Source organism: Amycolatopsis sp. NBC_01480 (assembly GCF_036227205.1).
GTDB lineage: Bacteria > Actinomycetota > Actinomycetes > Mycobacteriales > Pseudonocardiaceae > Amycolatopsis.
Map to the genome: position 1 here is coordinate 6,919,366 of NZ_CP109442.1, position 26,032 is coordinate 6,945,397.

At 71.7% G+C, this 26,032-nt stretch carries 26 protein-coding genes; 13 read left to right on the forward strand and 13 right to left on the reverse strand.

Features of this window, described 5'->3' with window-relative positions:
* Positions 1-73 precede the first annotated feature (73 nt).
* Positions 74-1,276, forward strand: a complete 1,203-nt coding sequence (locus OG371_RS32990) for an MFS transporter (protein WP_329059511.1) — start codon at positions 74-76, stop codon at positions 1,274-1,276.
* Positions 1,277-1,283: 7 nt separating this feature from the next.
* Here the strand turns inward: OG371_RS32990 and OG371_RS32995 are convergent, their stop codons facing one another.
* From OG371_RS32995 to OG371_RS33005, 3 genes are all read right to left on the reverse strand, one after another.
* Complete coding sequence (locus tag OG371_RS32995; protein WP_329059512.1) at positions 1,284-1,790, reverse strand: hypothetical protein; 507 nt, start codon at positions 1,788-1,790, stop codon at positions 1,284-1,286.
* Between the two features lie 86 nt (positions 1,791-1,876).
* Positions 1,877-3,295 carry a HAMP domain-containing sensor histidine kinase gene (locus OG371_RS33000; RefSeq protein ID WP_329059514.1) on the reverse strand — a complete coding sequence of 473 codons (1,419 nt, stop codon included), beginning with the start codon at positions 3,293-3,295 and terminating at the stop codon, positions 1,877-1,879.
* Entirely contained in the window at positions 3,292-3,984 is a 693-nt protein-coding gene (locus OG371_RS33005; protein ID WP_329059515.1) for a response regulator transcription factor, read from the reverse strand. The genes OG371_RS33000 and OG371_RS33005 overlap by 4 nt, the downstream gene beginning before the upstream one ends.
* A gap of 154 nt (positions 3,985-4,138) precedes the next feature.
* Here OG371_RS33005 and OG371_RS33010 point away from each other — a divergent pair, with 154 nt between their 5' ends.
* Complete coding sequence (locus OG371_RS33010; protein ID WP_442876013.1) at positions 4,139-4,699, forward strand: D-alanyl-D-alanine carboxypeptidase family protein; 561 nt, start codon at positions 4,139-4,141, stop codon at positions 4,697-4,699.
* An 18-nt stretch (positions 4,700-4,717) separates the two neighbouring features.
* On the opposite strand, the gene OG371_RS33015 is transcribed toward OG371_RS33010, so the two are convergent.
* Positions 4,718-5,221 carry an EXPERA domain-containing protein gene (locus tag OG371_RS33015; RefSeq protein WP_329059517.1) on the reverse strand — a complete coding sequence of 168 codons (504 nt, stop codon included), beginning with the start codon at positions 5,219-5,221 and terminating at the stop codon, positions 4,718-4,720.
* A 60-nt stretch (positions 5,222-5,281) separates the two neighbouring features.
* On the opposite strand from OG371_RS33015, the gene OG371_RS33020 reads away from it, so the two are divergent.
* On the forward strand, positions 5,282-6,094 hold the full coding sequence (locus OG371_RS33020; RefSeq protein ID WP_329059518.1) for a DUF1295 domain-containing protein: 813 nt from the start codon (positions 5,282-5,284) through the stop codon (positions 6,092-6,094).
* Positions 6,095-6,131: 37 nt separating this feature from the next.
* On the opposite strand, the gene OG371_RS33025 is transcribed toward OG371_RS33020, so the two are convergent.
* On the reverse strand, positions 6,132-6,461 hold the full coding sequence (locus OG371_RS33025) for a putative quinol monooxygenase (RefSeq protein WP_329059519.1): 330 nt from the start codon (positions 6,459-6,461) through the stop codon (positions 6,132-6,134).
* Positions 6,462-6,651: 190 nt separating this feature from the next.
* Between OG371_RS33025 and OG371_RS33030 the strand changes: the two genes are divergently transcribed.
* The 3 genes from OG371_RS33030 to OG371_RS33040 are packed head-to-tail and all read left to right on the forward strand — an operon-like array spanning position 6,652 to position 8,559.
* Positions 6,652-7,035 carry a hypothetical protein gene (locus OG371_RS33030; protein ID WP_329059521.1) on the forward strand — a complete coding sequence of 128 codons (384 nt, stop codon included), beginning with the start codon at positions 6,652-6,654 and terminating at the stop codon, positions 7,033-7,035.
* A 1-nt stretch (position 7,036) separates the two neighbouring features.
* Entirely contained in the window at positions 7,037-8,071 is a 1,035-nt protein-coding gene (locus tag OG371_RS33035; RefSeq protein WP_329059522.1) for a hypothetical protein, read from the forward strand.
* On the forward strand, positions 8,071-8,559 hold the full coding sequence (locus tag OG371_RS33040) for a YbaB/EbfC family nucleoid-associated protein (protein WP_329059524.1): 489 nt from the start codon (positions 8,071-8,073) through the stop codon (positions 8,557-8,559). The genes OG371_RS33035 and OG371_RS33040 overlap by 1 nt, the downstream gene beginning before the upstream one ends.
* A 115-nt stretch (positions 8,560-8,674) precedes the next feature.
* Here OG371_RS33040 and OG371_RS33045 read toward each other — a convergent pair whose 3' ends face one another.
* From OG371_RS33045 to OG371_RS33055, 3 genes are all read right to left on the reverse strand, one after another.
* Positions 8,675-9,226 (reverse strand): DUF6069 family protein, encoded by a 552-nt coding sequence (locus OG371_RS33045; RefSeq protein ID WP_442876194.1) that lies wholly within the window; start codon positions 9,224-9,226, stop codon positions 8,675-8,677.
* 47 nt (positions 9,227-9,273) lie between these two features.
* A complete protein-coding gene (locus OG371_RS33050) occupies positions 9,274-9,861 on the reverse strand; it encodes an HdeD family acid-resistance protein (RefSeq protein ID WP_329059525.1) in 588 nt (195 codons plus the stop codon).
* Between the two features lie 103 nt (positions 9,862-9,964).
* Entirely contained in the window at positions 9,965-11,113 is a 1,149-nt protein-coding gene (locus OG371_RS33055) for a cytochrome P450 family protein (protein ID WP_329059527.1), read from the reverse strand.
* Between the two features lie 111 nt (positions 11,114-11,224).
* Here OG371_RS33055 and OG371_RS33060 point away from each other — a divergent pair, with 111 nt between their 5' ends.
* On the forward strand, positions 11,225-12,292 hold the full coding sequence (locus tag OG371_RS33060) for a TetR/AcrR family transcriptional regulator (protein WP_329059529.1): 1,068 nt from the start codon (positions 11,225-11,227) through the stop codon (positions 12,290-12,292).
* 333 nt (positions 12,293-12,625) lie between these two features.
* Here the strand turns inward: OG371_RS33060 and OG371_RS33065 are convergent, their stop codons facing one another.
* From OG371_RS33065 to OG371_RS33075, 3 genes are all read right to left on the reverse strand, one after another.
* Positions 12,626-16,000 (reverse strand): S8 family serine peptidase, encoded by a 3,375-nt coding sequence (locus OG371_RS33065; protein WP_329059530.1) that lies wholly within the window; start codon positions 15,998-16,000, stop codon positions 12,626-12,628.
* Positions 16,001-16,284: 284 nt separating this feature from the next.
* A complete protein-coding gene (locus tag OG371_RS33070; RefSeq protein ID WP_329059533.1) occupies positions 16,285-17,493 on the reverse strand; it encodes an MFS transporter in 1,209 nt (402 codons plus the stop codon).
* Positions 17,490-18,125, reverse strand: coding sequence for a GntR family transcriptional regulator (locus tag OG371_RS33075; RefSeq protein WP_329059535.1), 636 nt, complete (start codon positions 18,123-18,125; stop codon positions 17,490-17,492). The genes OG371_RS33070 and OG371_RS33075 overlap by 4 nt, the downstream gene beginning before the upstream one ends.
* A 97-nt stretch (positions 18,126-18,222) precedes the next feature.
* On the opposite strand from OG371_RS33075, the gene OG371_RS33080 reads away from it, so the two are divergent.
* The 6 genes from OG371_RS33080 to OG371_RS33105 all read left to right on the forward strand — a co-directional run bounded on the left by OG371_RS33080 (position 18,223) and on the right by OG371_RS33105 (position 23,394).
* Entirely contained in the window at positions 18,223-18,588 is a 366-nt protein-coding gene (locus OG371_RS33080) for a hypothetical protein (protein WP_329059536.1), read from the forward strand.
* A 96-nt stretch (positions 18,589-18,684) separates the two neighbouring features.
* On the forward strand, positions 18,685-19,833 hold the full coding sequence (locus OG371_RS33085; RefSeq protein ID WP_329059538.1) for an NAD(P)/FAD-dependent oxidoreductase: 1,149 nt from the start codon (positions 18,685-18,687) through the stop codon (positions 19,831-19,833).
* A gap of 70 nt (positions 19,834-19,903) precedes the next feature.
* Positions 19,904-20,170, forward strand: a complete 267-nt coding sequence (locus OG371_RS33090; protein ID WP_329059539.1) for a (2Fe-2S)-binding protein — start codon at positions 19,904-19,906, stop codon at positions 20,168-20,170.
* Entirely contained in the window at positions 20,154-21,536 is a 1,383-nt protein-coding gene (locus OG371_RS33095; RefSeq protein WP_329059540.1) for an FAD/NAD(P)-binding oxidoreductase, read from the forward strand. Before OG371_RS33090 ends, OG371_RS33095 begins: the two co-directional genes overlap by 17 nt.
* Before the next feature lie 161 nt (positions 21,537-21,697).
* Complete coding sequence (locus OG371_RS33100; protein WP_329059542.1) at positions 21,698-22,963, forward strand: aconitase X catalytic domain-containing protein; 1,266 nt, start codon at positions 21,698-21,700, stop codon at positions 22,961-22,963.
* Complete coding sequence (locus OG371_RS33105; protein WP_329059543.1) at positions 22,951-23,394, forward strand: aconitase X swivel domain-containing protein; 444 nt, start codon at positions 22,951-22,953, stop codon at positions 23,392-23,394. The genes OG371_RS33100 and OG371_RS33105 overlap by 13 nt, the downstream gene beginning before the upstream one ends.
* On the opposite strand, the gene OG371_RS33110 is transcribed toward OG371_RS33105, so the two are convergent.
* Entirely contained in the window at positions 23,360-24,586 is a 1,227-nt protein-coding gene (locus OG371_RS33110; protein ID WP_329059544.1) for a metal-dependent hydrolase family protein, read from the reverse strand. The two genes, OG371_RS33105 and OG371_RS33110, sit on opposite strands and share 35 nt — an antisense overlap.
* Positions 24,583-26,007, reverse strand: coding sequence for an MFS transporter (locus OG371_RS33115; protein WP_329059545.1), 1,425 nt, complete (start codon positions 26,005-26,007; stop codon positions 24,583-24,585). The genes OG371_RS33110 and OG371_RS33115 overlap by 4 nt, the downstream gene beginning before the upstream one ends.
* Positions 26,008-26,032: the final 25 nt, after the last annotated feature.

Genomic DNA, 26,032 nt, shown 5'->3' on the forward strand with positions numbered 1-26,032 from the left:
CAATTAGGTTGTACGAACTACCGGGTTCCGTGGCATCATCGACAGGACCACATCCCAGGAGGAACCGCCCATCATGAACGATCGCCCCCAGCGCACCGGGCTGCCGCGCGCGGCGCGCGTCGCGACCTGGACCTTCTTCGCCCTGAACGGGTTCGCGGTCGGCATGTGGGTGGTGCACATCCCCGTGGTCGAGCGCTCCACCGGCATCTCGCACAGCACGCTCGGTGTGCTGCTGCTGGTGCTCGGCGCGGCCGCGTTCGCCGGGATGCAGGTGGTGGGCCCGCTCGCCGACCGGTTCGGCCAGCGGCTGGTCCTGCCGGTGGCCGGCGTGCTGCTCGGCATCGCGCTGATCGGGCCGGGGCTCGCGGGCAGTTGGTGGTCGCTCGGCCTGACGCTGGTGGCGTTCGGGTTTTTCAACGGCTCGATCGACGTCGCGATGAACTCCCACGCCGTGGTCGTCGAGCGCGCCTACCCGCGGCCGATCATGGCCTCGTTCCACGCCATGTGGTCGATCGGCGGGGCGATCGCCGCGTTTGTCGGCGCGGCGGTGCTGAAGGCCGGGATACCGACGGCCGCCGCGCTGGGCGGCACCGGCGCGCTGTGTGTGGTCCTTTCCTTGGTGGCCGGGCGGTTCCTGCTCAACGCGGAACCGGCGAAGTCCGAGCCGGCGGAGACGGAGAAGGCGCCTGCCGAGCGGGTCCGGCCGCCGATGCGCCTGGTGTGGCTGCTCGGCGCGCTGGCGTTCGCGCTGATGCTGTCCGAGGGCGTCGCGAACGACTGGGCGGCGCTGCACCTGCAGGACGTGCTGGGCACCTCCGCGGCCACCGCCGCGCTGGGCTACGGCTCGTTCGCCGTCGCGATGACCGTGGGCCGGTTCGCCACCGACCGGGTGGCCGCGCTGGTCGGCCCGGCCGCGATCGTCCGGTACGGCTCGGCGCTGGCCGCTTTCGGGCTCGCCGTCGCCTCGCTCTCGCCGTGGGTGCCGCTCGCGCTGGTGGGCTGGGCGCTGTTCGGCCTCGGCCTGTCCGGCGGGGTGCCGCAGCTGTTCACCGCGGCGGGCAACCTCGACACCCGCAATTCCGGCGCGCTGATGGCGAAGGTGGTCGGCCTCGGCTACGTCGGCCTGCTGGCCGGCCCGGCCCTGATCGGCGGCCTGACCCGGTGGATGCCGCTGAACGTCGCGTTCGCCGTGCCGTTTGTGCTCTGTGTGCTGGCCGTGGTGTTCGCCCCGGTGCTGACTCAGCGCCGCGACCGCGAGCCGGCCGAAGTGAGCTGACCCGGGTTCACGGCGCTTCGGGGCAGCCCAGCAGCTTCCGATAATGGCCGCCTCCGGTCAGGGTGACCGGGGGCAGGGCGGAGTCCAGGTGCCGGACGGTGCAGGCGATCTGCTGAGTGGCCATTGTGGACAGTGCCAGGACGTCGAGGCCCAGCGCCACCGTGACCCCCGAGGCATCCACCGCGACCGACAGCGGCGCCGCGTTCCCGGGCACCTCGGTGGTCAGGCCCGCCGCCCGCTCGGCGTCGTCCGGCCCCGCGGCCAGCAGCCTGAGCAAGCCGGCCGGATCCGTCGGCGCCACATCCCGTCGCGCCGCGGTCGGCTGGCCCGCCAGCACGAAGTAGAGCGCCTCGCCGCCCGGCGGGCCCGAGACGACCGCCCCGCTCGGCGCCGGGCCGCCGGGGATCACCGCGCTGGGCCGCACCCCGCAGCCGGCCAGCACCACGACCGCCACGGCCGACATCCCGATCAGCCGGGCAGCGCGGTTGCCGCAGGCAGCGGATGACGCTTCCACTGCGCTCAGTGCGGTGGAAGCGTCATCCGCTGCATCGCGCTGCGGCGCGATTCCCGGGCCGGACACAGCGCGCTTTCCGTTGCGCATCAAGCACCTCCTGAGTCGTGGGGGAGCCGGACGGTGAAAGCGGCGCCGCCCTCGGGCCGGTTGGCCGCGGTGAGCGTGCCGCCGTGCAGTTTGGCGTTCTCCCAGGCGATCGCGAGGCCCAGGCCGCTGCCCTCGGACCGCGAACGCGCCGTGTCGGCCTTGTAGAAGCGGTCGAACACGTGGGGCAGGACGTCGGGATCGAGGCCGGGGCCCGCGTCGGTGACCTCGATCGTCAGCTGGTCCGGCTCGGCCGAAAGCCGCACCGTGACGGGTGGGGCGCCGTGGCGCAGCGCGTTGCCGACGAGGTTCGCGACGATCACGTCGAGCCGCCGCGGGTCCAGCCGCGCTCGGACGCCGGACGGCAGCTCGGTGGCCACCTCCGCCGCCCAGCCGCGGGCGCGCAGGGTGGCGCCGACGGCCTCGGCGACGTCGACGTCGTCCAGCGCCAGCGCGGCCGAGCCGGCGTCGAACCGGGTCACCTCGATCAGGTCGTTCACCAGCCGGGTGAGGTTGTGCGTCTCCTGGCTGACCAGCCGCGCCGCCTGACCGGCGGGCCCGGGCAGGGCCGCGGCCTCGGCGTCGAGCAGGTCGGTGACGGCGATCATCGCGGTCAGCGGCGTGCGCAGCTCGTGCGAGACGTCGGCGACGAACCGCCGCGCGTCCGCCTCCATCCGCTCCAGCTCGCCGACGTGGCGCTGGAGTGATTCGGCGGTGGTGTTGAACGTGCGGGCCACGCCGGCCAGCTCGTCGGACCCGCGCACCTCCAGCCGGGTCGCCAGCTCGCCCTCGCCCAGCCGGTGCGCGGCCCGGCGCAGCTCCTGCACCGGCCGCAGCACACTGCGCGCGGCCAGCAGCGCCAGCAGCATCGCGAGCACCAGCGCGCCGCCGCCGGTGAACCACGCGCTGCGCGCCAGGTCCGCGATGTTCACGGCTTCGGGCTCCAGGCTGCGCACCACGTACACCTCGATCCCGGACGCCCGCGTGCCGCCCGGCGCCGAAGAATCCTTGACCAGCAGCTGGGTGCCGATCACCAGCCCCGGATGACCGGCGTACACGATCCGCTGCCAGGCCACGATGCCGGTGCGCACTCGCGTGTGCAGTTCCGTGCTGACCAGGGCGGGGTCCAGGCCGCCGGCGGACTGCCCGCCGCTCTCCGCCACGGCCGAGTCGCCCCGGCCCGAGACGTGACCGGCCAGCTGCTCCAGCTCCGCGCGGGTCGGCGTGAGCGTCGGCAGCGGGTACAGCTGCTCGATCCGGTTCGTCACCTCGATCACGGCCTTGTCCTGCGCGCTCTGCAGGATCGTGGTGCGGGCCTGCACGTACCCGAAACCGGCGACGGCGGCCGCGGTGACCACACTCAGCAACGCGAACGCGGACAGCAGCCGCGTCTGCAAGCCCCAGTCGGACCATCCCTTCACAGGGGGCCGAACCGGTAGCCGAAGCCCCGCAGCGTCTGCACGTACACCGGCGCCGCCGGATCGTCCTCGATCTTCGAGCGCAGCCGCTGCACGCAGGCGTCGACGAGCCGCGAGTCGCCGAGATAACCCTGGTCCCACACCGATTCCAGCAGCTGCTGGCGGCTCAGCACCCGCCCGGGCGCCGCGGACAGCTCCAGCAGCAGCCGCATCTCCGTGGGCGCGAGGCCGACCGGCTCGCCGTTCTTGGCGACGACGAGCCCGGCCCGGTCGATGGTCAGCGCCCCGTGCCGTTCGGCTTCCGCTTTCGCCTCGGCCGGCCGCGGCTCGCTCGCGGTCCGACGGAGCACGGCGCGGATGCGGGCCTCCAGCACGCGGGCCTGCGCGGGCTTCACCACGTAGTCGTCGGCGCCGGCCTCGAGCCCGGCGACCACGTCGATGTCGTCGTTGCGCGCGGTCAGCATGATGATCGGCAGGTCGCCGCCCGCGCGGATCCGGCGGCACACCTCGAAGCCGTCCATGCCGGGCAGCATCAGGTCGAGCACCACCACGTCGGCGACGTCGGCGGTCAGGCGCTCGAGGCCCAGTTCCCCCGTCTCCACGGCTTCCACCGTGTGACCTTGGTAGGTCAGCGCGAGCTGCAGGCCGTCTCGCACGGCCTGGTCGTCTTCGATCAGCAACACCCGGGGCATGGGCTCCACTATTGCAGCGGCGCCTACGACCCGGTCAGCGGAGTGTCATCGTTCGGTAACAAGAGGCGATGCTTACGCGGCTGTTACCAAGCTGTCGACGGATGCGGACGGAGCACGGGCCGCCCGCGCATATTGGCCGCCGAGCATGAACCGCATGATCTTCTCCCGAGCCCGGCTCTACGCGGTGATGACGCGGCTGCTGGCCGTCCTGCTGCTCCCGTTCGCCTGCCTGCGCTCGCCCGGGCGGGCCCGCTACCTGGCCTGCCAGTGGGCGCTCGGCCTGCGGTTCCCGGCGGAGGACCTGAGCGGCCTGGTGCCCGCGGTCCGCGAGGCGTTCACGGCGGCGCGCACCGAGGCGTTCTGGCGTGACGACCAGCTGATCGGCCTCACCTCCGGCCATCGCGACGCGGCCGAGCAGCACCGCCTGTTCACCGACGAGGTCCGCCGAACCGGCTCGGTCCGCGAGGCCTGCCGCCTGGTGCTGCCGCCCGCGGAGTCGACCCACGTCAGTGGCATCGCCCTCGACGTGCGCCCGACCGAGGGCGCCGCCTGGCTGGAGCGCCACGGCGGGGTCCACCACCTGCACCGCCGCTACGACAACGAGTGGTGGCACTTCGAGTACCACCTCTGCCCGCCGCCGCGGCTGCCGTACCCGGGGGCCGGGGCGCCGGCGGACGGCCGTCCGCGCGTCCGCACGGGGGAATGGGTGGTGTGATCCTTTGTGGACAGTCGCTCAGAACCGGCGCGTGAACGGCAGCGGCTTGCGCATCCGGATCAGCAGCAGCAACGGCACCAGCACGTACGGCAGGTTGAAGGCGAGGAACTTGCCCGGGTTCCCGGTGCGCATCGCCGGGTCGCCGAAGAACTCCACGCCGAACACCACCACGCCGGTGAGCGTGACGATCATCGTCGCGTAGATCACCGCGAACAGCTGGATCCAGTTCCGCCCGGTCAGCAGGCAGTAGACGAGCAGCACGTAGAACGGCATGTAGACGAACGCCGAGAGGCCGGTGACGATCCGCATCCAGTCCGGCGGGTGCATGAACAGCACGTCGGCGTCGTGGGCGTACCAGTAGTTGGACTGCACGAAGAAGTTGCCGGACGGCTGCGAGAAGTCCACGCCGACGGTCGGCAGCAGGTCGCTGATCAGCGACGTCACGGTGAACGCGGCGAACAGGACCGCGAAGAAGATGTCGACCCGGCGCGCGTTCAGCGGCAGGTTCGCGGGGGCGGTCATGGGCGGATTCTAGGCAGCCGGAGCCGGGCCTCCCGGGCGGCGCGCCAGTAGAGTGCCCGCATGAACGCGTTTCTGGTCTGCCTCTGGGTGTTCGCGGGGGTCTGCGCCGTCTGCTGGCTGTTGTCGGTGCTCACGCGGGAGTACTCGTGGGTGGACCGGATCTGGTCGCTGGTGCCGGTGGTCTACGTCGCGATCTTCGCCGGCGCCGCCGGGTTCGCCGACCCGCGGCTGGACGTGATGTTCGTGCTCGTGGCGCTGTGGGGCGCGCGGCTGACGTTCAACTTCGCGCGCAAGGGCGGCTACGCGCGCGGCGGCGAGGATTACCGGTGGGCGGTACTGCGCGCGAAGATGCGGCCCTGGCAGTTCCAGCTGTTCAACCTGTTCTTCATCACGATCTACCAGAACGCGATCCTGCTGCTGATCACCCTGCCCGCCTGGACGGCGCTGGAGAACCGCTCGCCCTTCGGCGTCTGGGACGTCGTGGTCGCGGTGATCGGCCTGGCGTTCCTGGTCGGCGAGACGGTGGCGGACCAGCAGCAGTGGGACTTCCACCAGTGGAAGGCGCGCGAGCAGAAGGCGGGCCGGACGCCCGACCCGCGCTTCCTGCAGCGCGGCCTGTTCCGCTTCTCGCGCCACCCGAACTTCTTCTTCGAGCAGGCGCAGTGGTGGATGGTGTTCTTCTTCGGCGTCGTCGCGGCCGCGGCGATCACCTGGACGATCGCCGGCGCGGTCCTGCTGACCCTGCTGTTCGTCGGCTCGACCGTGTTCACCGAGAGCATCACGCGCAGCCGCTACCCGGAGTACGCCGACTACCAGCACCGGACGTCGCCGATCGTGCCGTGGTGGCCGCGGCGGGCTGCCGTCGAGGCCTGAAGAGCGGCGGCCTGAAGCCGCTCGGGTGTTGCAGGGCTCAGGCGTTGCGGGGCTTCAGTTCCGCCATGTCACCGAAGTCTTCACCAGGCACCTGGGTGTTGATGATCCGTGGGGTCGCCGAGATCGCGTCCGGCAGCATGGCCATGGCGGTCTTGAAGTGCTCCGAGCTGACGTGCGCGACGGCCGCCTCCTGGTCGCGGTAGCCCTCGACCACGACCCACTCGTTCGGGTCGTCGGCGCTGCGGGACCAGTCGAAGAAGAGGTTGCCCGGCTCCGCGCGGACGCCGGCCGTGAAGTCCGCGACGATCGAGAGCCAGTCGTCGCTCTTCTCCGGCAGCACAGGGAACTTGACGACGATGAAGATCATGACGGGTCCTTTCGTGATCGGGAGTCCGGCGTCCCCATCCTCCACCGGCGGGCGCGGGGCCGCGATCGGACCGCGCGGGTGATCTGGCGCACATCGGCCCGGAAGAGGTGAACCAGACTCGGGTTTTCGCCGTCATACCGGTGATTTCCGGCAGGGGGGCGGAATCCATCACGAACTGGGGGTTTGACTCATGATCGGTTTCGAGACCGACCTCGGCGACCTGCGCGGCGCGTCGGGGCTTGTCGGCAAGGCGGCCGACGGCGCGGCGACCGCGCGCGAAGGCGTCAAGAAGCTGGACGTCCCGGGTCCTTCGGGGCCCGCGGACCTGATCGGTTCGCTGATGCCGTTCGGCGGCGGCGCGCCGAGCGCGTTCGGCCGCTCGCTCGGGATGGGCGACGTGAAGTCGGCGTACGAGTACCACCGGCAGAAGGTGGAGGAGGCGCTGGCGAAGCTGGCGTTCACCACCCAGCAGTCGAGCCGGGCGCTGCTCGAGGTCGCGGACCTGTACGAGGAGGCGGACGCGGACGCGAAGAACCGCGTGAACCGCGCCGCCGCGCAGCTGGAGGGGAACTGACGTGGGCGACGACTACTTCGGCATCCAGTCCTCCTCCGGCGACGACGACCGCACGGCCTTGCTCGAGGGCGTCAGCGACGACCTGCTCGACGGCGCCAACGATGCGCTTGACGGCCTGCTGGCCCTGAAATACGGCGACTGGGCGACGTACAACCTGATGGGCGGGCTCTACGAACAGCAGCAGGAGGCGATCGCGGACGTCTTCCGCGAGTTCTCCCAGGCCGACATCGAGCCAGGCTCGGCGGACGGCCTCCAGTCCATGATCAACAGCTATGAGCAGGTGTGGAAGACGTTCGGCAACGAGCCGCTGACCGACCTCACCCGGGCGCGCCAGCAGATGGACTCGTGGCGCGGCGCCGCCGCCGAGAACGTCAAGACCTACCTCGACGAGCTGCACGCGACCTACGACCGGATGGCGACCGAGATCTCGGTGCTGGAGAGCGGAGTCATCGCCGCGCGCGACGCCGTGTGGGGCGCCCGCTCGGACCTGAACAGCCTCGCCGCCACGTTCAAGGACACGGCCCAGAAGTGGGCGGAGGAGAAGTCGAAGCAGGGCGAGATCTCGTGGTCGCGCGTGCTGGCCGCGGCCTTCGTCACGACGCTGACGACGATGCTGGTCGTCGCGGCCGCGCCCGCCGCGGTCGGGGTCGAGGTGACGCTGGCCGCCAAGGGCATCCAGGCCGCGGCCGCGGGCGCCGGCGCGGGGCTGAACGAGCTGACCGCCGAGCAGGGCACCGCCGTCGAAGGGGACAGCTCCAAGGAGATCTACGAGAGCTTCTTGGAGCACGTCGACAAGATCCGGACCGGGATGCAGGACTCCTCCGGCCGGCTGGCCGCGAACATCCGCGCGCACGGCGACCAGCTGCCGAAGATCCCGGCCCCGCCGGACGTGAGCCCCGGAGAATCCTTCGATCCCAGCAACTTCGAGACCTCGAACACCCCGAAGGGCACGGAGGACAACGTCCGCCGCGAGAACGTCGACATCGCCCCGGACGGCGGCCTGTCCCGCCCGATGACCCCGGGCAAGCTCGGCTGATGGCTCCACCGCCGCCCCCGCCCCCGGACCGCGATTCGCTGGTGACCGCCCTGTCCGCGCTGTCGGCCGATGTCACGTCGCCCGACGGCGCGGCGGGCGTCTCGGTGAACACCGACGGCGTGCTGACCGCGCTGCACCTGTCGGACGCGGTGCGCGAGATGGCCCCGCACGAGATCGCGGAGCTGGTGCTCCGGACCTACGCCGAGGCGCAGCGCATTTCGGCCCGCCGCACGGGGGAGCTGCTGGCGCCGCTGGGCACCACGGGTTACCTGATGGACCGCCTGCGGTGGCGGGCCGGGTTTTCCCCGGAGATTCCCGAAAACGAGGCCGCCGCCGAGAGTCCGGAAGATTCCCGGCCGAAGCCCGCTGTCCCCGGCGAATACCTGCGCGACCGCTCGGCCGACGTGGCTCCGGCGCCTCCCGAGCCCGGACCGGTCGCGGACGAGGACTGGTACGGCAAGGGCGTGCGCTTCGACCCGGCCTGGTGACCGGAACCGGTTTCCTCGACCGGCGTAGTCCTCAAAGGACGAGCGGTGCAGCGGATGACGCTTTCCCCGCACTGAGCGCAGCGAAAGCGTCATCCGCTGCGTCCATCCGGTTGCCTCAGCGGTCGTAATAGGACGACGGCGGCTGCGGCGGCTCGTTCCACTGGCGGGTCGGGGCGTCGGGCGAGCGGGTCTCGCGGCGCTTGCGGTGGTGCAGCGTGCGGGCGTTCGCGGCCATGCTGTTCACCACGATCGCGATCACCAGCCCGATCACCAGGTTGATCACGGCGGTCGCGATCTTCGCGCTCGGCTCGACCGTCAGGGTCAGCGGCAGCACGACCGCGATGAGCGTCACCAGCACCATGATCCAGCCGAAGAACTGCCCCGGCGCGGGCGTCGCGACGCTCAGCAGGTGCATCAGCCCGGTGGCGAGCAGCGCGGCGATCGCGGCGGCGATCGCGTACGTGGTGGTGCTCGCGTTCCCCCAGATGCCCTCGCCCTTCGGCGCGAGCACCGGGACCGCGAAGATGCCGCGGGCGATCAGCAGGCCGACGATGGCCACGAGCGCGGCCACCACCGCCGTCGCGACGCCGCCCGCCCAGAGCCGGGCCGCGTCCACCCCCGTCCGGACGTCGCGGTCGTAACCGCCGTTCTGCGGGTACTGGGCCATCATCACGGATCCCTCCGTTGCGCGAGCCGTACCGGGCTATTGTCCCGCTATCCGGCCTCGGGCGCTTGCTCCGCGGCCACGGGCCCGGGCAGGCCGCGCAGGCGGAACGCCAGCACGATCAGCATGACCCCGTACAGCACCGCGTAAACCCCGATCAGCACGGCGATTCCGAGCACGCCGGCGATGGGGTGCACGAGCACCAGGATCCCGGCGATCACGCTCAGCGCGCCGGCGACGATGAGGAACGCCTCGCCGGTGATCTGCTTGCGCAGCCGCACCGCCGCGATGATCTCCGCGACGCCGGTCACCACCGCCCACGCGCCGACCAGCGTCGCCAGCACGAGCACGGTCGTGCCCGGCCAGACCAGCGCGATCACGCCCGCGATCACGCCGAGCGCGCCGAGCAGCCCGTACGCGGCCCGTTGCGCGCCGTCTCCGGGCCGGAACGCCTGCACGATCGCGCTGATGCCGTCGAAAAGCGCGTACACGCCGAAGACGATCGCCAGCGCCAGCACGGTGACGCCGGGCCAGACCAGGGTGAGGATCCCGAACAGCACGGCGAACGCCCCGCGGACCGCGACCAGCGGCCAGGCCCGGCGGGGGTCGAGGGCGGATTCGGCCATGAACGCGGACATGTGCGGCTCCCGGGATGAGGACGAAGACCTGCGAAAACGCTAGCAGCGCCCGGGGTCCGAAGCACGGCTCCGCTGTTCACCCGATAGGTGTCCGAAATGGACGTCAGCCGGTCACCGGCAGTGCGGTCAGGCGCCAGGTGCCGGGGTCGGGGGCCCGGTGCGCGCCGGGCTCGGCGATGGCGAGCGCGGGGAACCGCCGCAGCACGGCGCCGAGCGCGACCTCCGTCTGGACGCGCGCGAGCGAGGCGCCGAGGCAGAAATGCGGGCCGTACGCGAAGCCGAGGTGCCCGGCGGGGGCGCGGCGGACGTCGAGCCGGTCGGGGTCGTCGAAGACGCGCGGGTCGCGGTTGACCGCCGCGATCGACGCGGTGACGGGCTCGCCCGCGCGGACCGGCACGCCGTGCAGTTCGAGATCTTCCGTCGCCTGCCGCGGAATCGTCAGCAGCGCGGGGCCGCACCAGCGGATCAGCTCGTCGACGGCGCCGGTCAGCAGCGCCGGGTCCGCGCGCAGGGCAGCCAGCTCACCCGGGTGGGCCAGCAGCGCCTCGATCGCGTTGGCGATCAGGTTCGCCGGCGTCTGCCCGGCCAGCACGAGCTGCCAGACGAGCGTGACCAGCTCCTGCTCCGCGAGCCCGTCCACGGTTTTGAGCAGGGCGACCAGATCGCGGCCGGGCCCCGCGACGATCTCGCGCGCGCCGTCGATGATGCCCGGCACCGCGGCGGCGAACCCCAGGCCCGCGCCCGCGAGGACGGTCCGGCCGTACTCGTGCCAGCGCGGCCGGTCGTCCTCGGGGACCCCGACCAGCTCGCAGATGACCTCCATCGGCAACGGCTGGGCGAAGTCCCGCAACAGGTCCACCGGTCCGTCGGCGGGCAGAGCGGCCAGCAGCCGTTCGACGATCCGCTCGATCCGCGGCCGGAACTCCAGCGCCCGGCGCGCGCTGAACGCGGGGGAGACGAGCCGGCGCAGGCGGCCGTGTTCCTCGCCTTCCATCTCCTGCATGGTGCGCAGGTACGGCACGTAGTGCTCGGGCACTTCGGGCCGCTGGTAGCTGCCGGCGCCGAGCGCGAGCCGCGGGTCGGTGAGCATCGCGCGGGCCTCTTCGTGCCGCGTCACCACCCACATCGGTCCGAAGCCGGTCAGCCGCGCGACCGGTCTGCGCTCGCGGGCGGCGCCGTACGCGGCGAACGGGTCCCGCTGCACAGCCGGGTCGGTCAGGTCGATGTCGGGCACTTGCTGGACGGGGGGCATCGGGTCTCCATTTCAGATGTTCAAATCAGATGGTCTCATCATATGCATGGTGGCGGTATCTTGGGCAAGACTTTCCGGGTGTTCCCGGGACATTCCGAGGCGAGGAGGACGATGGCCCGGCTGACCAGGGCGGAGACCCAGGAACGCAACCGCGCGAAGGTGCTCGAAGCCGCCCGTGACGAGTTCGCCGAGCGGGGCTTCCGTGACGCCAAGATCGACGTCATCGCCGAGCGCGCGGAGCTGACGCGGGGTGCCGTCTACTCGAATTTCCCCGGCAAACGGGCGTTGTACTTCGCGGTGCTGGCCGCGGCGGCGGAGCGGGAATCGGCCGAACCGCGGAGCCAGGAGCCTGGGCTCAGCGCCGCCGAAGCGCTCGGCGCCCTGGCCGGCGCGTGGGTCGCCCGGTTGCCGCTGGCCACCGACCCGGGGGCGAGGTTGGGCGCCGACCTGATGCCGGAAATCCTGGCCGACGAGCTGACCCGCCGTCCGTACGCGCAGCTGATGCGCTTCGAAGCGATCGTGCTCGGGCTGGCGCTGGAACGGCTGGCATCCCGGGACGGGCGGCTCGTGCGCGTCGCGGAGGCGGCGCTGACCACGCTGCACGGAGCGAGCCGGCTCGCGGCCGTCGCGCCGGGCTTCGGCGAGCCGTTCAACGTCGTGCGGGTGTGCGAGTCCTTGCCGGGCCTGGGTTTGCCGGACGAATGGCCGTCGGAGCCGCCGATCGTGGCGCAGGCCCGCTCGGTGGACGAGCAATGGACGCCGCTGTCGGCCGTCGACTCACTGCGGAATTCGGCTGCGGCATTGGACGGCGACGGCGTGGTGGCGGTGCTGGGTTTGCACCGGCTTTCCGCGGCGGAGGAAGCGATCCGCGCGGCTCCGGCTGGGGATGCGGTCACGATCGCTGTCGTGACGGGCGAGCCCGCGGAGCTGTCGCCGTTGACGCAGCTGGCCTTTGCGGAGCTGCGTGGTCATCTGAAGCAGGCGTTCCCGGCCTCGACGTGGCCACGGGCCCAGGTTGTCCGAGACGACGCCGGGGTGCTCGCGGCGGCGGCCGGCGTGACGGCGGTGAGCGACGCGACCGAGACGGCCGTGCGCGTCCGGGGCGGGCGGATTGTGTTGCGGGCAGAGGGTTTCGGCGCCTGTCACGCCGTGGCGACCGGCGCGGTCCGCCCTGGCTGACCCCGGTAACGAGACCGGGCTGCCGGTCCACAAGGGACCGACGGTCCGGCCTGTCTGAGCCCGCAAGCGAGACCGGGGCACAGGGGAGCGACGGACCAGCCGGGCTGAGCCCGGGAACGCCTGCCATCGCGGCGCCGTTCTTGCCGCACGGCGTGATGGTCGCCGGGCCTGCCGTGCGCGTCCGGGGCGGGCGGATTGTGTTGCGGGCAGAGGGTTTCGGCGCCTGTCACGCCGTGGCGACCGGCGCGGTCCGGCCTGGCTGACCCCGGTAACGAGACCGGGCCGCCGGTCCACAAAGGACCGACGGCCCGGCCGTCAAACGGAACTACAACCTCAGCCGATCTGGTAGCTGTACGGCAGGGTCGCAAGAACCTCGCCGGTGCCTTCCTGCGGCAGGCCGGTCACGCCGGTCGGCAGGGTGGGCACGGTCACCAGGTTCAGGTGGCCCGTCACCGCGGCGCCGTGCTTGCCCGACGGCGTGATGGTCACCGAAACGGTGACCGTCTGGCCCGGCTTCACGATCGTCGGGGTGCCGCCCGTGCCGTTGGGGTTCACGGACTGGTCGTACGGGTCACCGGTGGACGACGTCACGGCCGCGTCGAAGCCCGCGGTCTGGATCGACGCCGTGTACGAGGAGTGCCCGGCCGGCGCGCCCGACGGGCCGAACGGCCCGATCTCCTGGACGTCGGCGAACCAGACGCCCTTCGTGACGTAGCCCTGCTTCTCGCCGATCGTCGCGACGGAGACCGTGCTGCCCGCCTGCGCGGACTTCAGGTCGCCGAGCACGTCGATGCCCGCGGCCGAGCCCTGGATCTCCACCTGGGCCGGCACCGTCGACGAGGTGGCGACGGTGAACTTGCTGGTGTCCGGCGGAATCGAGTACACCGGGGCGTTGACGTTCAGCTCCGGCAGGTCCACCTCGGTCGAGCCGCCGATCGGCTGCGGCTGCAGCGTCTGACGGCTGTTGGTGCGGGCGTCGACGCCGATGGCGACCGGCTCGATCCCGTTGTTGCGCACCGTCACCGGGACGGTCACGGCCTGGCCCGCGGCCAGCTTCTTCGACGCCGAGTTCGGCAGCGCCGGGGCGCTGACCGACACCTGGTCGAAGCCCACCGTGCCGGTGAACGGCTGGTTGATCTGCTTGCCGGTCACCGGGTTCTGCACCACGACCACGAAGTGCCAGCGGCCCGGCAGCGGGTTCGCGTCGGTCAGCTGGAGCCCGGTGCCCTGCGACAGCTTGTTCGGCGCGCTGAGGAACGCGTTGCTGTTCACGTCCGCCAGCTCGCCGTTCGGGTCGACCAGCACGCCGTCGACGAGCGTGCCCGGGTCCTGCAGCTTCAGCGCGACGTCCAGGTCCTTCTTGCCCTTGGGCACGTCGAACTCGTAGCTGAAGGTCTGCGCCGGCGAAACCGCCCGCGCGTTGCCGCCGGTGATCGTGCCGCCGAAGCCGCCCGAGCCGTTTTTGGTCGGGATCAGCGAGCGCAGCACCGCGGACAGCGTGGTCTGGTGGCCGTCGGAGCTGCCGAAGGTCACCGAGTAGTCCGCGTCGCCGCCCGTGGCCGGGGTGGTCAGCGAGACCTTGACCGGCTTGGTCTGGCCCGGGTTCAGGCTCAGCACCTGCGGCGAGACCTGGCCGTACGGGACGGCCCGCTGCGTGTCGTTGCTCAGCTGGATGTCACCGGTGTAGCCGGTCGGGCCGGACGCGGAGTAGAGCACCGCGGTCCAGGTGCCGGCGACCGGGCGGGTGACGTCCACGTTCGCGTAGTTCGCCGTGGCCGCGCCACCCTGCGGACGGCTGTTGGCCACGAAGGTGCCGTCCGGCGCGATCAGCGTCAGCCGCACCACGGGGGTGACGGACTGGCCGTTGACCGTCTTCGGGCTGCCCTGCCACGCCATCCGCGAAAGCAGGCGCTGAGCCCCCGCGGGCACGCTGAAGGTGATCTTCTTGTACGCCCAGTCCTTGCCGTTGTAGTAAGGGAAAGTCGGCAGCTTGGCCGAGTCGAACGCGGTGGTCTGCGTCTGCGAGGACTGCGGCGCGAAGGTGCGGGTGCCGGCGCTCACCGTCAGCGGCTTGCTGCCGACGTTGGTCACCTTCACCGTGGCGTCCTGCGTGCTGCCCGGCGCGCCTTCCAGGGTGAGCTGGTCGGTGGAGAGGGCGATGTTCGACGCGGCGCCCGCCGGGGCACCGGTGGTGCCGGGCGAGGTCAGCGCCGCTTCGACGGCCGCGCGGGCGTCGAGCAGGCCGGAGCCCTGCTCGTCGGCGGGCAGGCCGAGGTCGTGCGCCGTGCCGGTGATGAACTGCTTCACCTGCGCGGGCGTCGGCGAAGCGCCGTGGTGCGTGCCGCGGTAGCCCTGGATGACCAGCGCGGCGACGCCGGCCGTCAGCGGGGCGGATTCACTGGTGCCGCCGAAGGATTCGAGGTCCGTCGGCTGCGGCACGGTCTTGAAGTTCCGGCACTCGGCGTACGCGGGCGCGCAGTCGGCCCAGTTGCCCTCACCGGGCGCGACCAGGTCGATCGTGCGGCCGTTCTGCGTGATGCCCGAGGACGACAGCGCGGAGATGTTGTCGCTGACCCACTTGCCGTTGGAGAACGGGAAAGCGGCGTAGGTGGTCTGCGCGTACAGCCGGTTGTCGGTGGTCGCGCCGGCCGAGATCACCAGCGGGTCGGTGGCCGGGCTGCCGATCGTCGAGGTGATGCCCGCGTCGCCGCTGGAGGCGGTGACGGTGACGCCCGCGGCGACGGCCTGGTCGTTGAACACCTGGAACAGGTTGCGGGAGCTGGCATCCGGGTACTGGTTCAGGCCCAGCGACTCGTTGATCACGTCGACGTGGTCGACGGTCACCGCGTAGTCGATCGCCTGCAGCACCGCGGAGTTCGTGGCGGTGGAGCCGAAGACGTTCAGGCCCACCAGGCTCGCGCCGGGGGAGACGCCCTTGACCACGATGTTGCAGCCCGCGGGCAGCGGGTGGTTCTCGTTCACGAACTTCGACAGGTCGTGCACGACCGTGCCCTGCGCGGCGATCGACGAGGCGTCGCCGAAAGCCTCCGCGCCGGAGTCGGTGGTGGCCGGGCCGTCACCGGAGAAGTCCTGGTAGTCGGAGAACACGTGGGAGCCGTCGGGGCGGATGAAGTCCGCGTAGTTCGGGTCCATGTTGTCCGCGAGGAAGGCGACCTTCACGCCCGAGCCGTTCGCCAGGTCCGAGGCGCTCTTCGAGCCGTCGGTGCTGTAGGCGTGGATCGAGGTCAGCGCCTCGGGCTCCAGCAGCGGCTTGGCCGGGTCGGCCGGGCAGATCGTGCCGGGCGCCTGGGGGTTCGCCTTGTCCTGCGCCTTCGGGGCCTTGCTGTCCGCGCCGGGCGCGGGCGTCGCGTCGGGCAGCGTCACCTTGCTGTCCGGCAGCACCTGGGCGACGGCCGGGTCCTGCGCCAGCTGCGCGGCCTGGGCCGAGGTCACGGTGGCGGAGAACGCGTTGCCCAGCGCGAAGTGCTTCACCTTGGCCGGGGCCGCGCCGGTGAGCTTGGCGAGCACCGACTCCTGCTGCTGGGTGGCCTCGGTGCGCCGGGTGCCCGAAGCCGCCTTGGTGGGCGGCGCGTCGGGGAGCTGGTTGTTGAGGACCACGATCACCGACTGCGGTGCGGCCTCGGCCGCGGTGGGGCTCGGCGCGGCGACGGCGGCCTGGCCAGTGCCCAGCTGAGTCAAGCTGGCCAAGGCCAAACCGCCCGTCGCGGCTATGACGAGGGCGCGAACGGATCGCGAGGAACGCCGCATGTGCAGCTCCCACTTCCTACTCGGAGGGTTTGAAAGTTACTGGCCCCGACGAAATCGGGCGCGGTTGTGCCCGCCTGATTTCCCTGTGGGAGAACTATTTCGGACCCCTCGTCGATCCACAAGCGACAATAGTGGTGAAGAATTCCGACAAAATGACCGAATTCCGCCCCGGATCGCCCCGCGAGTCCCTTTTGGTTTTTATGCGCTGTTTTCGAGAATTATATTCAGGTCACGGGAAGGTGACTGCGGGAGTTCCGCGCGATCACGAGGGTGCCCGCGAGCGCCACGACGACGAGACAGCCGAGCAATACTGGGTAACCGGCCACCCCGCTGAGCGCCGCGAGTAACGAAGGCAGCAGAAAACCGATATATGCCAGCGCGTAGTAAATACCGGTCAGCTCGGCGATCTCGTCCGGCCGTGCCAGGCGTTGCAGTTCAAGCAGCCCGGACACGACCGCGATGCCGTACGCCGTGCCGAGCACCAGCGCGGTGGCGAGCGCCAGCCACGGCGAGCGCACGGCGGCCGCGACCGCGCTGAGCGCGAGCCCGGCGCACAGCACGGTCATGCCGGTGAGCACCGCGCGGGCGCTGGTGGCGCGGTCCACGCGTTTCGCGATCGGCTGGATGCCGACACCCGCGCCGACCGCGCACACCGTCAGCAGCGTCGAGTAGGCGAGGGACCACGAGCCCAGCTGATCGTCGACCAGCTGCGGCATGATCGCGTACGCCACGCCGCACGAGCCGAAGATCCACGGCGCCATCGGCAGGATCACCCGGCGGAAGCGGGGATGCCGGGTGGTGACCGGCCGGACGCGGGCGGTTGCTTGGCCCAGCGTTTCCCGGCCGCGCAAGGCGAATCCCAGCGCCACCACGGCGAGTCCGATGTGGACGGCGAACGGCAGCACCATCGGCCACGGCGCCCATTGCGCGAGCACTCCGGCCGCGCCGGGCCCGATGCCGAGGCCGAGCGTGAGGCACAGCGCGGCGCGGCGGGTGCCGAGGTCGGGGGCGCCGCCCGGGACGGCGTCGGACAGCTCCTTGATCCAGGTCGAGCCGACGGCCATCGCCACCGCGACGGCCACCCCGGTGGCGAACCGCCCGGCGGCGATCCAGGCGACGCCGAGCGGGCCGAGCGCGATCAGCGTGCTGGCGACGAGGGAAAGCACCGTGCCGGCCAGCATCACCGGACGGCGTCCGTACCGATTGGACAGACGGCCGGACAGCAGCAGTCCGGGGACGAGCCCGATCACGTACGCGCCGAGCAGCGCGTCGACCGTGAAGGTGGAGTAGCCCGCGTCCTTGTACATCACCAGCAACGGGGTGAACTGGTTGCCGCCCCAGCCGCAGGCGAAAACCGCTGCGGCGGCGGGAAACCAGGCCGGGCGGGTGGCCGTGGTGGCGCTGTCGGCAGCCCGGGCGGCGGTGGTCGTCATCGGCGGTGGACCCCGTCCAGGTGCGCGCGCAGGGCGGGGGCGAACGCGTCGGCGTCGGCGGCCTCGATGATCGCGATCAGCGCGGTGTGCTCCTCGACCACCTCGGGCAGCCGGGCCGGGATCGGGCGCAGCGCGTGCACGTTCATCCGGCGCTGGCGGTCGGCGAGCGTGGCGTAGAAGTCGAGCAGCAGCGTGTTGCCCCCGGCGGCGACGATGGTGCGGTGGAACAGTTCGTCGGCCTCGGCGAACGCGGGCAGGTCGCCGGCGTCGGCGTGCGCGCGCTGCGTGTCGAGCACGGTGTGCAGCTGCTCCAGCGCGTCGGGGATCAGGTCGGGCCGGCGCGCGAGCCGCCGCACGGCCGCGGCCTCGACGGCCTCCCGCGCGTCGAGCACGTCTTCGGCCTCGCCCGGCGGCACGGGGACCACGACGGCGCCGCGTTTCGGGATCAGGTTCAGCAATCCCTCGACCTGGAGGCGCAGAAACGCTTCCCTCACGGGCGTCCGGCTGACGCCGAGGCGTTCCGCGATCTCGCCTTCGCTGAACAGGTGCCCGCCCGGCAGTTCGCCGGTGAGCACCAGTTCCTTGGTCAGCTGGTAGGCCCGGTCGGCGGCGGCGGTCTTCGCGGGGGTCATGATCAGGGACGCTAACATGCATCTCAGCTTGTATCTATGATGGGAGACCGGGTTCACTGACACAGGAAGTCAGCGGACCCGGCTTAGCGTCGCCGTCATGACCGATATCAACGCCATCGTGAACGATTTCGCCGCCGTCTGGAACGAGCCGGACGCCGAACTGCGCCGCGCCGCCGTCGTCCGCCTCTGGGACGAGGACGCGATCGAGTACACCACCGAGGACACCTACCGTGGCCACGACGAACTGGAGAAGCGGGTGGCTGCCGCGTACGAGCAGTTCGTCTCGCCGGGCGAGAGCATCTTTGTCGCCGGCGACGACGTCCGCAGCCACCATGGTGCGCTGATCTTCACCACTCATCTGGTGCCGGTCGGCGGCGGGAGTCCCCAGTGGAGCGGAACGATTGTCCTGCTGCTGACCTCCGCCGGCCGGATCGAGCGGGACTACCAGTTCCCGCCTGCGTGACCCTGTTGCTCCGGTGACGCCGCCCCCTCGGCAGGAGGAACTGCCGAGGGGGCGGAGAGCGTGCCCACGGCTTGTGCAATGTGACATACTACTGCCGTGACAGTGCGAGAACACCCGGACGTGCTGGTCGTCGGGGCCGGGGTGGTCGGGGCCGCGTGCGCGTACTACTGCGCGGCGGCGGGGCTGCGGGTCGCCGTGCTGGAGCGCGGGGGCGTCGCCGGCGGGACCACCAGCGGCGGCGAGGGCAACATCCTGGTGTCCGACAAATCGCCGAGCCCGGAGCTGGACCTGGCGCTGCTGTCGGTGCGGCTCTGGGGTGAGCTGGGCGAGCGGTTCGGGCCCGGCGCGTTCGAGCTGGAGCACAAGGGCGGGGTCGTCGTCGCGCAATCACCGGAAGCTGCTCGCGGGCTGGCCACGCTGACGGCGGAGCAGCGCGGGTTGGGCGTCGAGGCGGTTGATGTTTCCGCGGCGGAACTGGCCGAACTCGAGCCGAATCTGACGCCCGAGGTGAGCGCGGGTGCTTTTTATCCGCAGGACATGCAGGTGCAGCCGATGCTGGCTGCGGCTGAGTTGTTGCGTGCGGCGCGGGCACTTGGCGCCACATTGCACACCGGCACCGAGGTGCTCGCGTTCCGGAAACGGGACGGGGTGGTCACCAACCGCGGTGAGTTCTCGGCGCGGTGGGTCGTCAATGCGGCCGGGACCTGGGGCGGCCCGGTTTCCGAACTGGCCGGGGCGCCGATCCCGGTGCTGCCGCGGCGCGGGTTCGTGCTGGTCACCGAGCCGTTGCCGCGGGTGATCCGGCACAAGGTCTACACCGCGGACTACGTCGCGAACGTGGTGAGCGGCGACGCCGGGCTCGAGACGTCCGTGGTGGTCGAGGGCACGCGCGCCGGCACGGTGCTGATCGGCGCCAGCCGCGAGCGCGTCGGCTTCGACCGGGAGTTCTCGCTGCCGATCGTGCGCAAGCTGGCCGCGCAGGCGCTGGGCGTGTTCCCGTTCCTGGCCGACGTCGCCTTGCTGCGCAGTTACCTCGGCTTCCGGCCGTACTGCTCGGACCACCTCCCGGTGATCGGCGCCGACCCGCGCCGGCCCGGGCTGGTGCACGCCTGCGGGCACGAGGGCGCGGGCATCGGCCTGGCCGCGGCGACCGGCCACCTCATCGCCCAGCAGCTGACCGGAGCGACGCCGGACCTGGACTTGACGCCGTTCCGCGCTGATCGTTTCACCGAGGAGGTGGCGTGAGCACACAATCGCGAACGCCGCTCGCGCCACCGACCCGGGTGCGGGTGTCCCGCAGAGCACAGGAGGTGGCGTGAGCTTTACCTTCGACGGCAAGGAAATCGCGGCCGAACCAGGGCAGAGCGTCGGCGCTGCCCTGATCGCCGCGGGCTACCGCTCGTGGCGGACGACGCGGCACGGCGCCGCGCCGCGCGGGGTGTTCTGCGGCATCGGCGTGTGCTTCGACTGCCTGGTGGTCGTCAACGGCCGGCCGAACGAGCGCGCTTGCCTCACCGAGGCCCGCCCCGGCGACGACGTGCGGTCCCAGGAAGGAGCGGGTCGCGGTGACCTCACCTGTTGAGTCTGCTTACGACCTGGCAGTGCTGGGCGCGGGCCCGGCCGGTCTGGCGGCCGCTGTCACCGCCGCGCGGGCCGGTGCCCGGGTCGCGCTGGTCGACGCGGGGGATCGCGTCGGCGGTCAGTACTGGCGTCACCGCGAAGGCGACGACGGTGCGGGCCACCACCACTGGCAGACCCTGGTTCGCCTGCGGGATTCCTTGCCCCAGCTGGACTTCCTGGCCCGGCACGCGGTCTGGCACGTCGAGCGGTCCGGCGGCGGCTTCACCCTCCACACCAACCGCGGCGAGGTCCACGCCCGCACCTTCGTCATCGCGACCGGTGCGTACGACCGCCAGCTGCCGTTCCCCGGCTGGACCCTGCCGGGCGTCTTCACGGCCGGTGGCGCGCAGGCGTTGCTCAAAGGCCACGGTGTACGGGCCGGGAGGCGGGTCGTGGTGGCCGGGACCGGGCCGTTCCTGCTGCCGGTCGCCGCGGGGCTGGCGCGGGCCGGGGCGGAGGTGGCGGGGGTGTTCGAGGCCGGGTCCCCGGCTGGGTTCGCCCGATCGCCGCTGGCTGTGCTCGGCAGTCTCGGCAAGCTCGCCGAGGGCGTCGGGTACCTGAAAACCTTGGCGCGGAAAAGGATTCCGTACCGGACGCGTACGGCGGTCGTAGCCGCGCATGGTGACGAAGAAGTCCGTTCGGTGACCGTCGCAGCGCTCGATCGAGACTGGCGGATCGTGGCGGGCAGCGAGCGCGAGATCGCGTGTGACACCGTCGCGGTGGGGTACGGCTTCACGCCGCAGCTGGAGATTCCCCTGCAACTCGGCTGCGAAACCCGGCTCGGCGCCGACGGCAGCCTGATCGCGGTGGCCGACCACCAGCAGCGCGCCACCGTTCCCGGCGTGTACCTGGCCGGGGAGGTGTGCGGCGTCGGCGGGGCCGAGCTGTCCCTTGTGGAGGGTGAGCTGGCCGGCTTGCACGCCGCGCTCACCACGGCCGGCGCCGAGCCGGACCGGACCGTGCTCACGCGGTTGCTGAACCGCCGCGCGTCGGCCCGCGCCTTCGCCGGGGCGATGCACGCGGCGCACCCGGTCCGTCCCGGCTGGCTGAGCTGGCTCGACGCACCGACGCTGCTCTGCCGGTGCGAGGAGGTGAGCGTCGGGACCGTCCGCGACACCATCGCGGACCTCGGCGCGACGGACGCCCGCACCGTCAAACTGCTGGCACGCCCGGGAATGGGCCTGTGCCAGGGCCGGGTCTGCGGTTACGCCACCGCCTGCCTCACCGCCGCCGAGCAGGGGCGCGAGCCCACGGCGGCCGACCTCGCCGGACTGGCCGCGCGGCCGATCGCGCAACCGGTGCGGCTCGGGGATCTGGCAGATGGCTGACCTGGCACTGCGGCCGGTGGGTCTGCGATTACCGGAGGTAGCGGGTGACGCTTGCCCCACGCTGAGCGCAGCAAAAGCGTCATCCGCGGCAACCACCACGCTGCTCGCCGGGCTGGCCACACGGCCCATCGCGCAACCGGTGCGGCTCGGGGACCTCGCGGATGGCTGACCTGGCACTGTCCGAAGAGGACGAAGCGATGCTCGACGGCGCGAACGGTCCCGCGGCGCAGCTGTGCCTGCGGATGGTCGTCGCGCTCGCGCGGGTGCGCGGCGCGCCCCGGCTGCTGAGTGTCGCGTCGGCGCACGTCGACGGGTGCCTTTACCACGGGCAGGCCGGGCTGGACTTCGTCGAACGGCTCGCAGAGCTGGGCGGCCGGGTCGCGGTGCCGACCACGCTCAACGTCGGCTCGCTCGACCTCCGTCATCCCGACCTGGTCCACGCCGACGCCGAGACGACCGCGAACGCGCGCCGCCTGATGGCCGGCTACACCGCGCTGGGCTGCACCCCGACCTGGACCTGCGCGCCGTACCAGCTCACGCACCGGCCGTCGTTCGGCACGCATGTGGCCTGGGCGGAGTCCAACGCGATCGTGTTCGCCAACTCCGTGCTCGGCGCCCGCACCGACCGGTACGGCGACTTCCTCGACATCGGCGCGGCCATCACCGGCCGCGCGCCGGACGCCGGGCTGCACCAGGACGTCAACCGGCGCGCCACGGTCCGGCTCGACTGCGCCGGCCTGTCACGTCGGCTGCTCGTCGAGGATGCCGCGTGGGGAGTGCTCGGCCACCTCGCCGGACGCGTCGCGGGCAGTGGCGTGCCGGTGCTCACCGGGGTGCCGGACGGCGTGACCGAGGACCAGCTGAAGGCGTTCGGCGCCGCGACCGCTTCCAGCGGGGGAGTGGGCCTGTTCCACGTCGTCGGCGTGACCCCGGAAGCGCCGTCACTTTCCGCGGTGGCCCCAGCGGGCATCCCGGTCCGCGAGGTCGCCGCCGCGGACCTGCGTGCGATCCGCGACGAGCTGACCACCGCCAGCGGCGCCGGGATCGACGCGCTTTGCCTTGGCACGCCCCACTTTTCGGTCACCGAGTTCGCACGGCTGGCCGCCCTGCTCGGCGACGGCCCGCCGTTCCACCCCGGCGTGCGAGCGTGGGTGACGACCAGCCGCGCGGTCCTCGCGGAGGCCGAACGGCTCGGTTACGCGGAAACCACGCGCGCGGCCGGCGCCCGGATCGTGGTGGACACCTGCAGTTACCTCACCCCCGTCCTCGACGAGGAAGTCCGCACCGCGATGACGAACTCCGGCAAGTGGGCCTGGTACGCACCCGGCAACATCGGCGTGGCCGTCACGCTCGGCTCGATGGCCGAATGCGTCGCCTCGGCCCGCGCCGGCCACCTCATCCGGGACGAGGAACTGTGGGCGAGCTGACCGGCCGGACCGTTTTCCCCGGTGAGGCAACAGGCATTCCGCTGGTTCTCGACGCGCCGCTGTCTTTCTGGGGCGGCACCGACCTGACCGGGCGCATCGTCGACGAGCATCACCCACAGCGGGGCGCCGTGGTCACCGGGCGGGTGCTCGTGCTGCCGAAAGCGCGCGGGTCCAGCTCGTCTTCGTCGGTGCTGGCCGAGCAGATCCGCAGCGGCACCGGCCCCGCGGCGCTGGTCCTCACCGAGCCCGACGCGATCCTGATGCTCGGCGCCTGGGTCGCCGCGGAGCTGTACGGGCATCGGCTGCCGATCGTCGTACTGTCCGCAGAGGACTACGGACGGCTGTGCGCCCGCCCCGGCCCGGTGACCGTCGAGGCCGGGCCGGAGCGAGCCACGATCACCGCTGAAGCCGCACGATTCCCGCCTGGATGACGGTCGTCACCCCGGCGGCGGGCTCGGCGAGCACGTCCAGATCCTCCAGCGGATTCCCCCGGGTCAGCACGACGTCGCCAAGGGCGCCCGGTGCCAGCACGCCCAGCGAACCCTCCTGACGCAGCAGCTCCGCCGCGACCGTCGTGGCCGAGCGCAGCACCGCGCCGGGCGCCTGGACCTTGCCGCGTAACGAAAACTCCTCCGACTGCCGCGACTGCATGGCGCCCAGCAGATCGCTGCCGTACGCGATCCGGACGCCCGCCTCGTCGGCGAGCCGCAGGGCCTGGAACCCGTTCTCGCTGACCTGCAGGACCTTCGCGTACTGCTCCTCGGTGAACCCAAGTGCGCGGCTCTGCTCCAGCAACGCCTGGTAGGTCACCAGCGTCGGCACGTAATAAGCGTTGTGCCGCAAGAACAATTCGATCGACGTCGCGTCCAGCAGGTTGCCGTGCTCGATGGTGCGGACGCCGAGCTCCAGGCCGCGGTTGACGGCCTCGGTGGTGTACGCGTGGCCGGCCGTGTAGAGCTTCGCGGCGGCGGCCTCCTCGACGATCGCGCGCACTTCCTCGTCGGAGAACTGCAGTGAGTCGACGCGGTCGGTGTGGCTGGCGCAGCCGCCGGAGAGCATGAGCTTGAGGTGGTGCGCGCCGCGGCGGATCTCGTCGCGGGCGGCGCGGCGGACCTCGTCGACGCCGTCGCACACGCGGCCCAGCCCGGGCACCGCGTAATGCTGGTCGTGGACGTCGCGGCCCGCGGGGCGCAGGTCGCCGTGACCGCCGGTCTGCGAAAGCGCCTTGCCACCGAAGAAGATCCGCGGCCCGGCGAACAGGCCCTGCTCAACGGCGGCGGCCAGCCCGAAGTCCGCGCCGCCGACGTCGCGCACGCTCGTGAAGCCGCGCGCGAGCATGTCCTCGAGCAGGTGCGACGCCTGAGCCGTCACGTACGCGGGGGACCGGTCGGCGACCGAGCCGAGGTCCGCGCTCACCGCGGTCACGTGCACGTGGCAGTCGATCAGGCCCGGCACGGCGAACAGCCCGGTCGCGTCGAGCTCGTCCGCGCCGGCCGGGCCGCCGGGGTCGGCCGACACCGAGGTGATCCGCCCGGCGGTGATCCGGATGGCCTGGTCGGCCGACGCCGTTTCGCTTATCGGGTCGACGACGGTCGCGTGCCGGAGCACGAGGTCGGCAGTCATGCGTTACCTCCAGGGGTGCGGGACTTGATCGTCTCCTGCCCGATGGTCTCCAGCGAGCGGCCGGTGGTGCGCTGGCCGAACACCGCCACCACCACCGCCCCGAGCACCAGCAGGATCAGCAGCATGGTGAACACCCCGCCGAAACCGACGTTGCTGTACGAGAAGCCGATCACGATGGGCGCGGTGATGCCGCCGATCCGGCCGACGGCCGAGGCGACGCCGAGCCCGGTGGTCCGGATCATCGTCGGGTAGATCTCCGAGGTGTAGGAGTATTCGAGCGCCGCGTTGCCGTTCATGAAGAACGACAGCACGATGCCCCAGACCAGGATCTGCGTGCTGGTGCCGGAAAAAGCCAGGCCCAGCGCCCCGACCGCGCCGCCGGCCAGGTAGATCACGATCGTCCACTTGCGCTCGATCCGCTCGCTGACGAACGCCGCCGAGTAGTAGCCGGGGATCTGGGCCAGGTAGATGAGGATGGAGAACAGGAAGCTCTTCGAAATGTCGAAGCCCTGCTTCACCAGTAGCGACGGGATCCAGGTGAAGAAGCCGTAGTAGGTGAAGATCGCGACGAACCAGTAGACCCACGAGGTGATCGTGGTCTTGCGCAGCCCGCTCGACAGCAGGGCCTTGAGGTTGTCCACCACGCGCCCGGACGAGACGTGTACCTCCTCGACCTGGGCGGACGGCTGCGGCGCCGGCAGCGGCCCGACGCGGGCGCTGACCTGTCGTTCGATGTCGGCCACCACGCGCTCGGCCTCGTCGACCCGGCCGTGGACGTGCAGGAACCGCGGCGACTCCGGCAGCGATCGGCGCCACCACAGCAACATCACGATCGGCACGGCGGTGAGCACCTGCACCCAGCGCCAGCCGTGCGGCACGTCGCTCACCACGAAGTAGCCGAGCAGGCTCGCGAAGACGTATCCGAAGGCGAAGAACCCGGCCAGGGAGCCGATGTAGCGCCCGCGCACGCGTGAGGGCACGAACTCCGAGAGGTACGGCGCGATGATCGCGCTCTCCGCGCCGGTCCCCATGCCCGCCACGACACGGGCGATGAACAGCACTGCGAAGTTCGGCGCGGCCGCCGCGACCAGGCTGGCGGCGGCGTAGATGACCAGCGCGCTGACCATCACCGCGCGCCGGCCGATCTTGTCGCCCAGGATGCCGGCGCCGAGCGCGCCGAACAGGAACCCGATCAGCAGGCTGCTGCCCAGGATCCCGGTGGCCCCGCTGGACAGGCCCCACTCCTTGGTGACCGAGGGGAGGATGAACGCGACGATGGCGCCGTCCATCGCGTCGAAGGTGTAGCCGAGGCCGCCGGCGAACAGCAGCTTGTAGTGGAATCGGGAAACGGGCAGGCGTTCGAGCCGGGCCGCCATCAGGTGCGAGGTCAGCTTCGGGGTCGCGCCGGTCGTCTCGGTCATGGTGCCTCCATCGGCGTGAACGAGG

Excerpts from the sequence above, each read along its gene's own strand:
- OG371_RS32990 (WP_329059511.1), top strand. The coding sequence starts at position 74 with ATGAACGATCGCCCCCAGCGCACCGGGCTGCCGCGCGCGGCGCGCGTC.
- OG371_RS33005 (WP_329059515.1), bottom strand. The coding sequence starts at position 3,984 with ATGCCCCGGGTGTTGCTGATCGAAGACGACCAGGCCGTGCGAGACGGC.
- OG371_RS33010 (WP_442876013.1), top strand. The coding sequence starts at position 4,139 with ATGATCTTCTCCCGAGCCCGGCTCTACGCGGTGATGACGCGGCTGCTG.
- OG371_RS33015 (WP_329059517.1), bottom strand. The coding sequence starts at position 5,221 with ATGACCGCCCCCGCGAACCTGCCGCTGAACGCGCGCCGGGTCGACATC.
- OG371_RS33020 (WP_329059518.1), top strand. The coding sequence starts at position 5,282 with ATGAACGCGTTTCTGGTCTGCCTCTGGGTGTTCGCGGGGGTCTGCGCC.
- OG371_RS33025 (WP_329059519.1), bottom strand. The coding sequence starts at position 6,461 with ATGATCTTCATCGTCGTCAAGTTCCCTGTGCTGCCGGAGAAGAGCGAC.
- OG371_RS33030 (WP_329059521.1), top strand. The coding sequence starts at position 6,652 with ATGATCGGTTTCGAGACCGACCTCGGCGACCTGCGCGGCGCGTCGGGG.
- OG371_RS33040 (WP_329059524.1), top strand. The coding sequence starts at position 8,071 with ATGGCTCCACCGCCGCCCCCGCCCCCGGACCGCGATTCGCTGGTGACC.
- OG371_RS33045 (WP_442876194.1), bottom strand. The coding sequence starts at position 9,226 with ATGGCCCAGTACCCGCAGAACGGCGGTTACGACCGCGACGTCCGGACG.
- OG371_RS33050 (WP_329059525.1), bottom strand. The coding sequence starts at position 9,861 with ATGTCCGCGTTCATGGCCGAATCCGCCCTCGACCCCCGCCGGGCCTGG.
- OG371_RS33055 (WP_329059527.1), bottom strand. The coding sequence starts at position 11,113 with ATGCCCCCCGTCCAGCAAGTGCCCGACATCGACCTGACCGACCCGGCT.
- OG371_RS33060 (WP_329059529.1), top strand. The coding sequence starts at position 11,225 with ATGGCCCGGCTGACCAGGGCGGAGACCCAGGAACGCAACCGCGCGAAG.
- OG371_RS33070 (WP_329059533.1), bottom strand. The coding sequence starts at position 17,493 with ATGACGACCACCGCCGCCCGGGCTGCCGACAGCGCCACCACGGCCACC.
- OG371_RS33075 (WP_329059535.1), bottom strand. The coding sequence starts at position 18,125 with ATGACCCCCGCGAAGACCGCCGCCGCCGACCGGGCCTACCAGCTGACC.
- OG371_RS33080 (WP_329059536.1), top strand. The coding sequence starts at position 18,223 with ATGACCGATATCAACGCCATCGTGAACGATTTCGCCGCCGTCTGGAAC.
- OG371_RS33100 (WP_329059542.1), top strand. The coding sequence starts at position 21,698 with ATGGCTGACCTGGCACTGTCCGAAGAGGACGAAGCGATGCTCGACGGC.
- OG371_RS33110 (WP_329059544.1), bottom strand. The coding sequence starts at position 24,586 with ATGACTGCCGACCTCGTGCTCCGGCACGCGACCGTCGTCGACCCGATA.
- OG371_RS33115 (WP_329059545.1), bottom strand. The coding sequence starts at position 26,007 with ATGACCGAGACGACCGGCGCGACCCCGAAGCTGACCTCGCACCTGATG.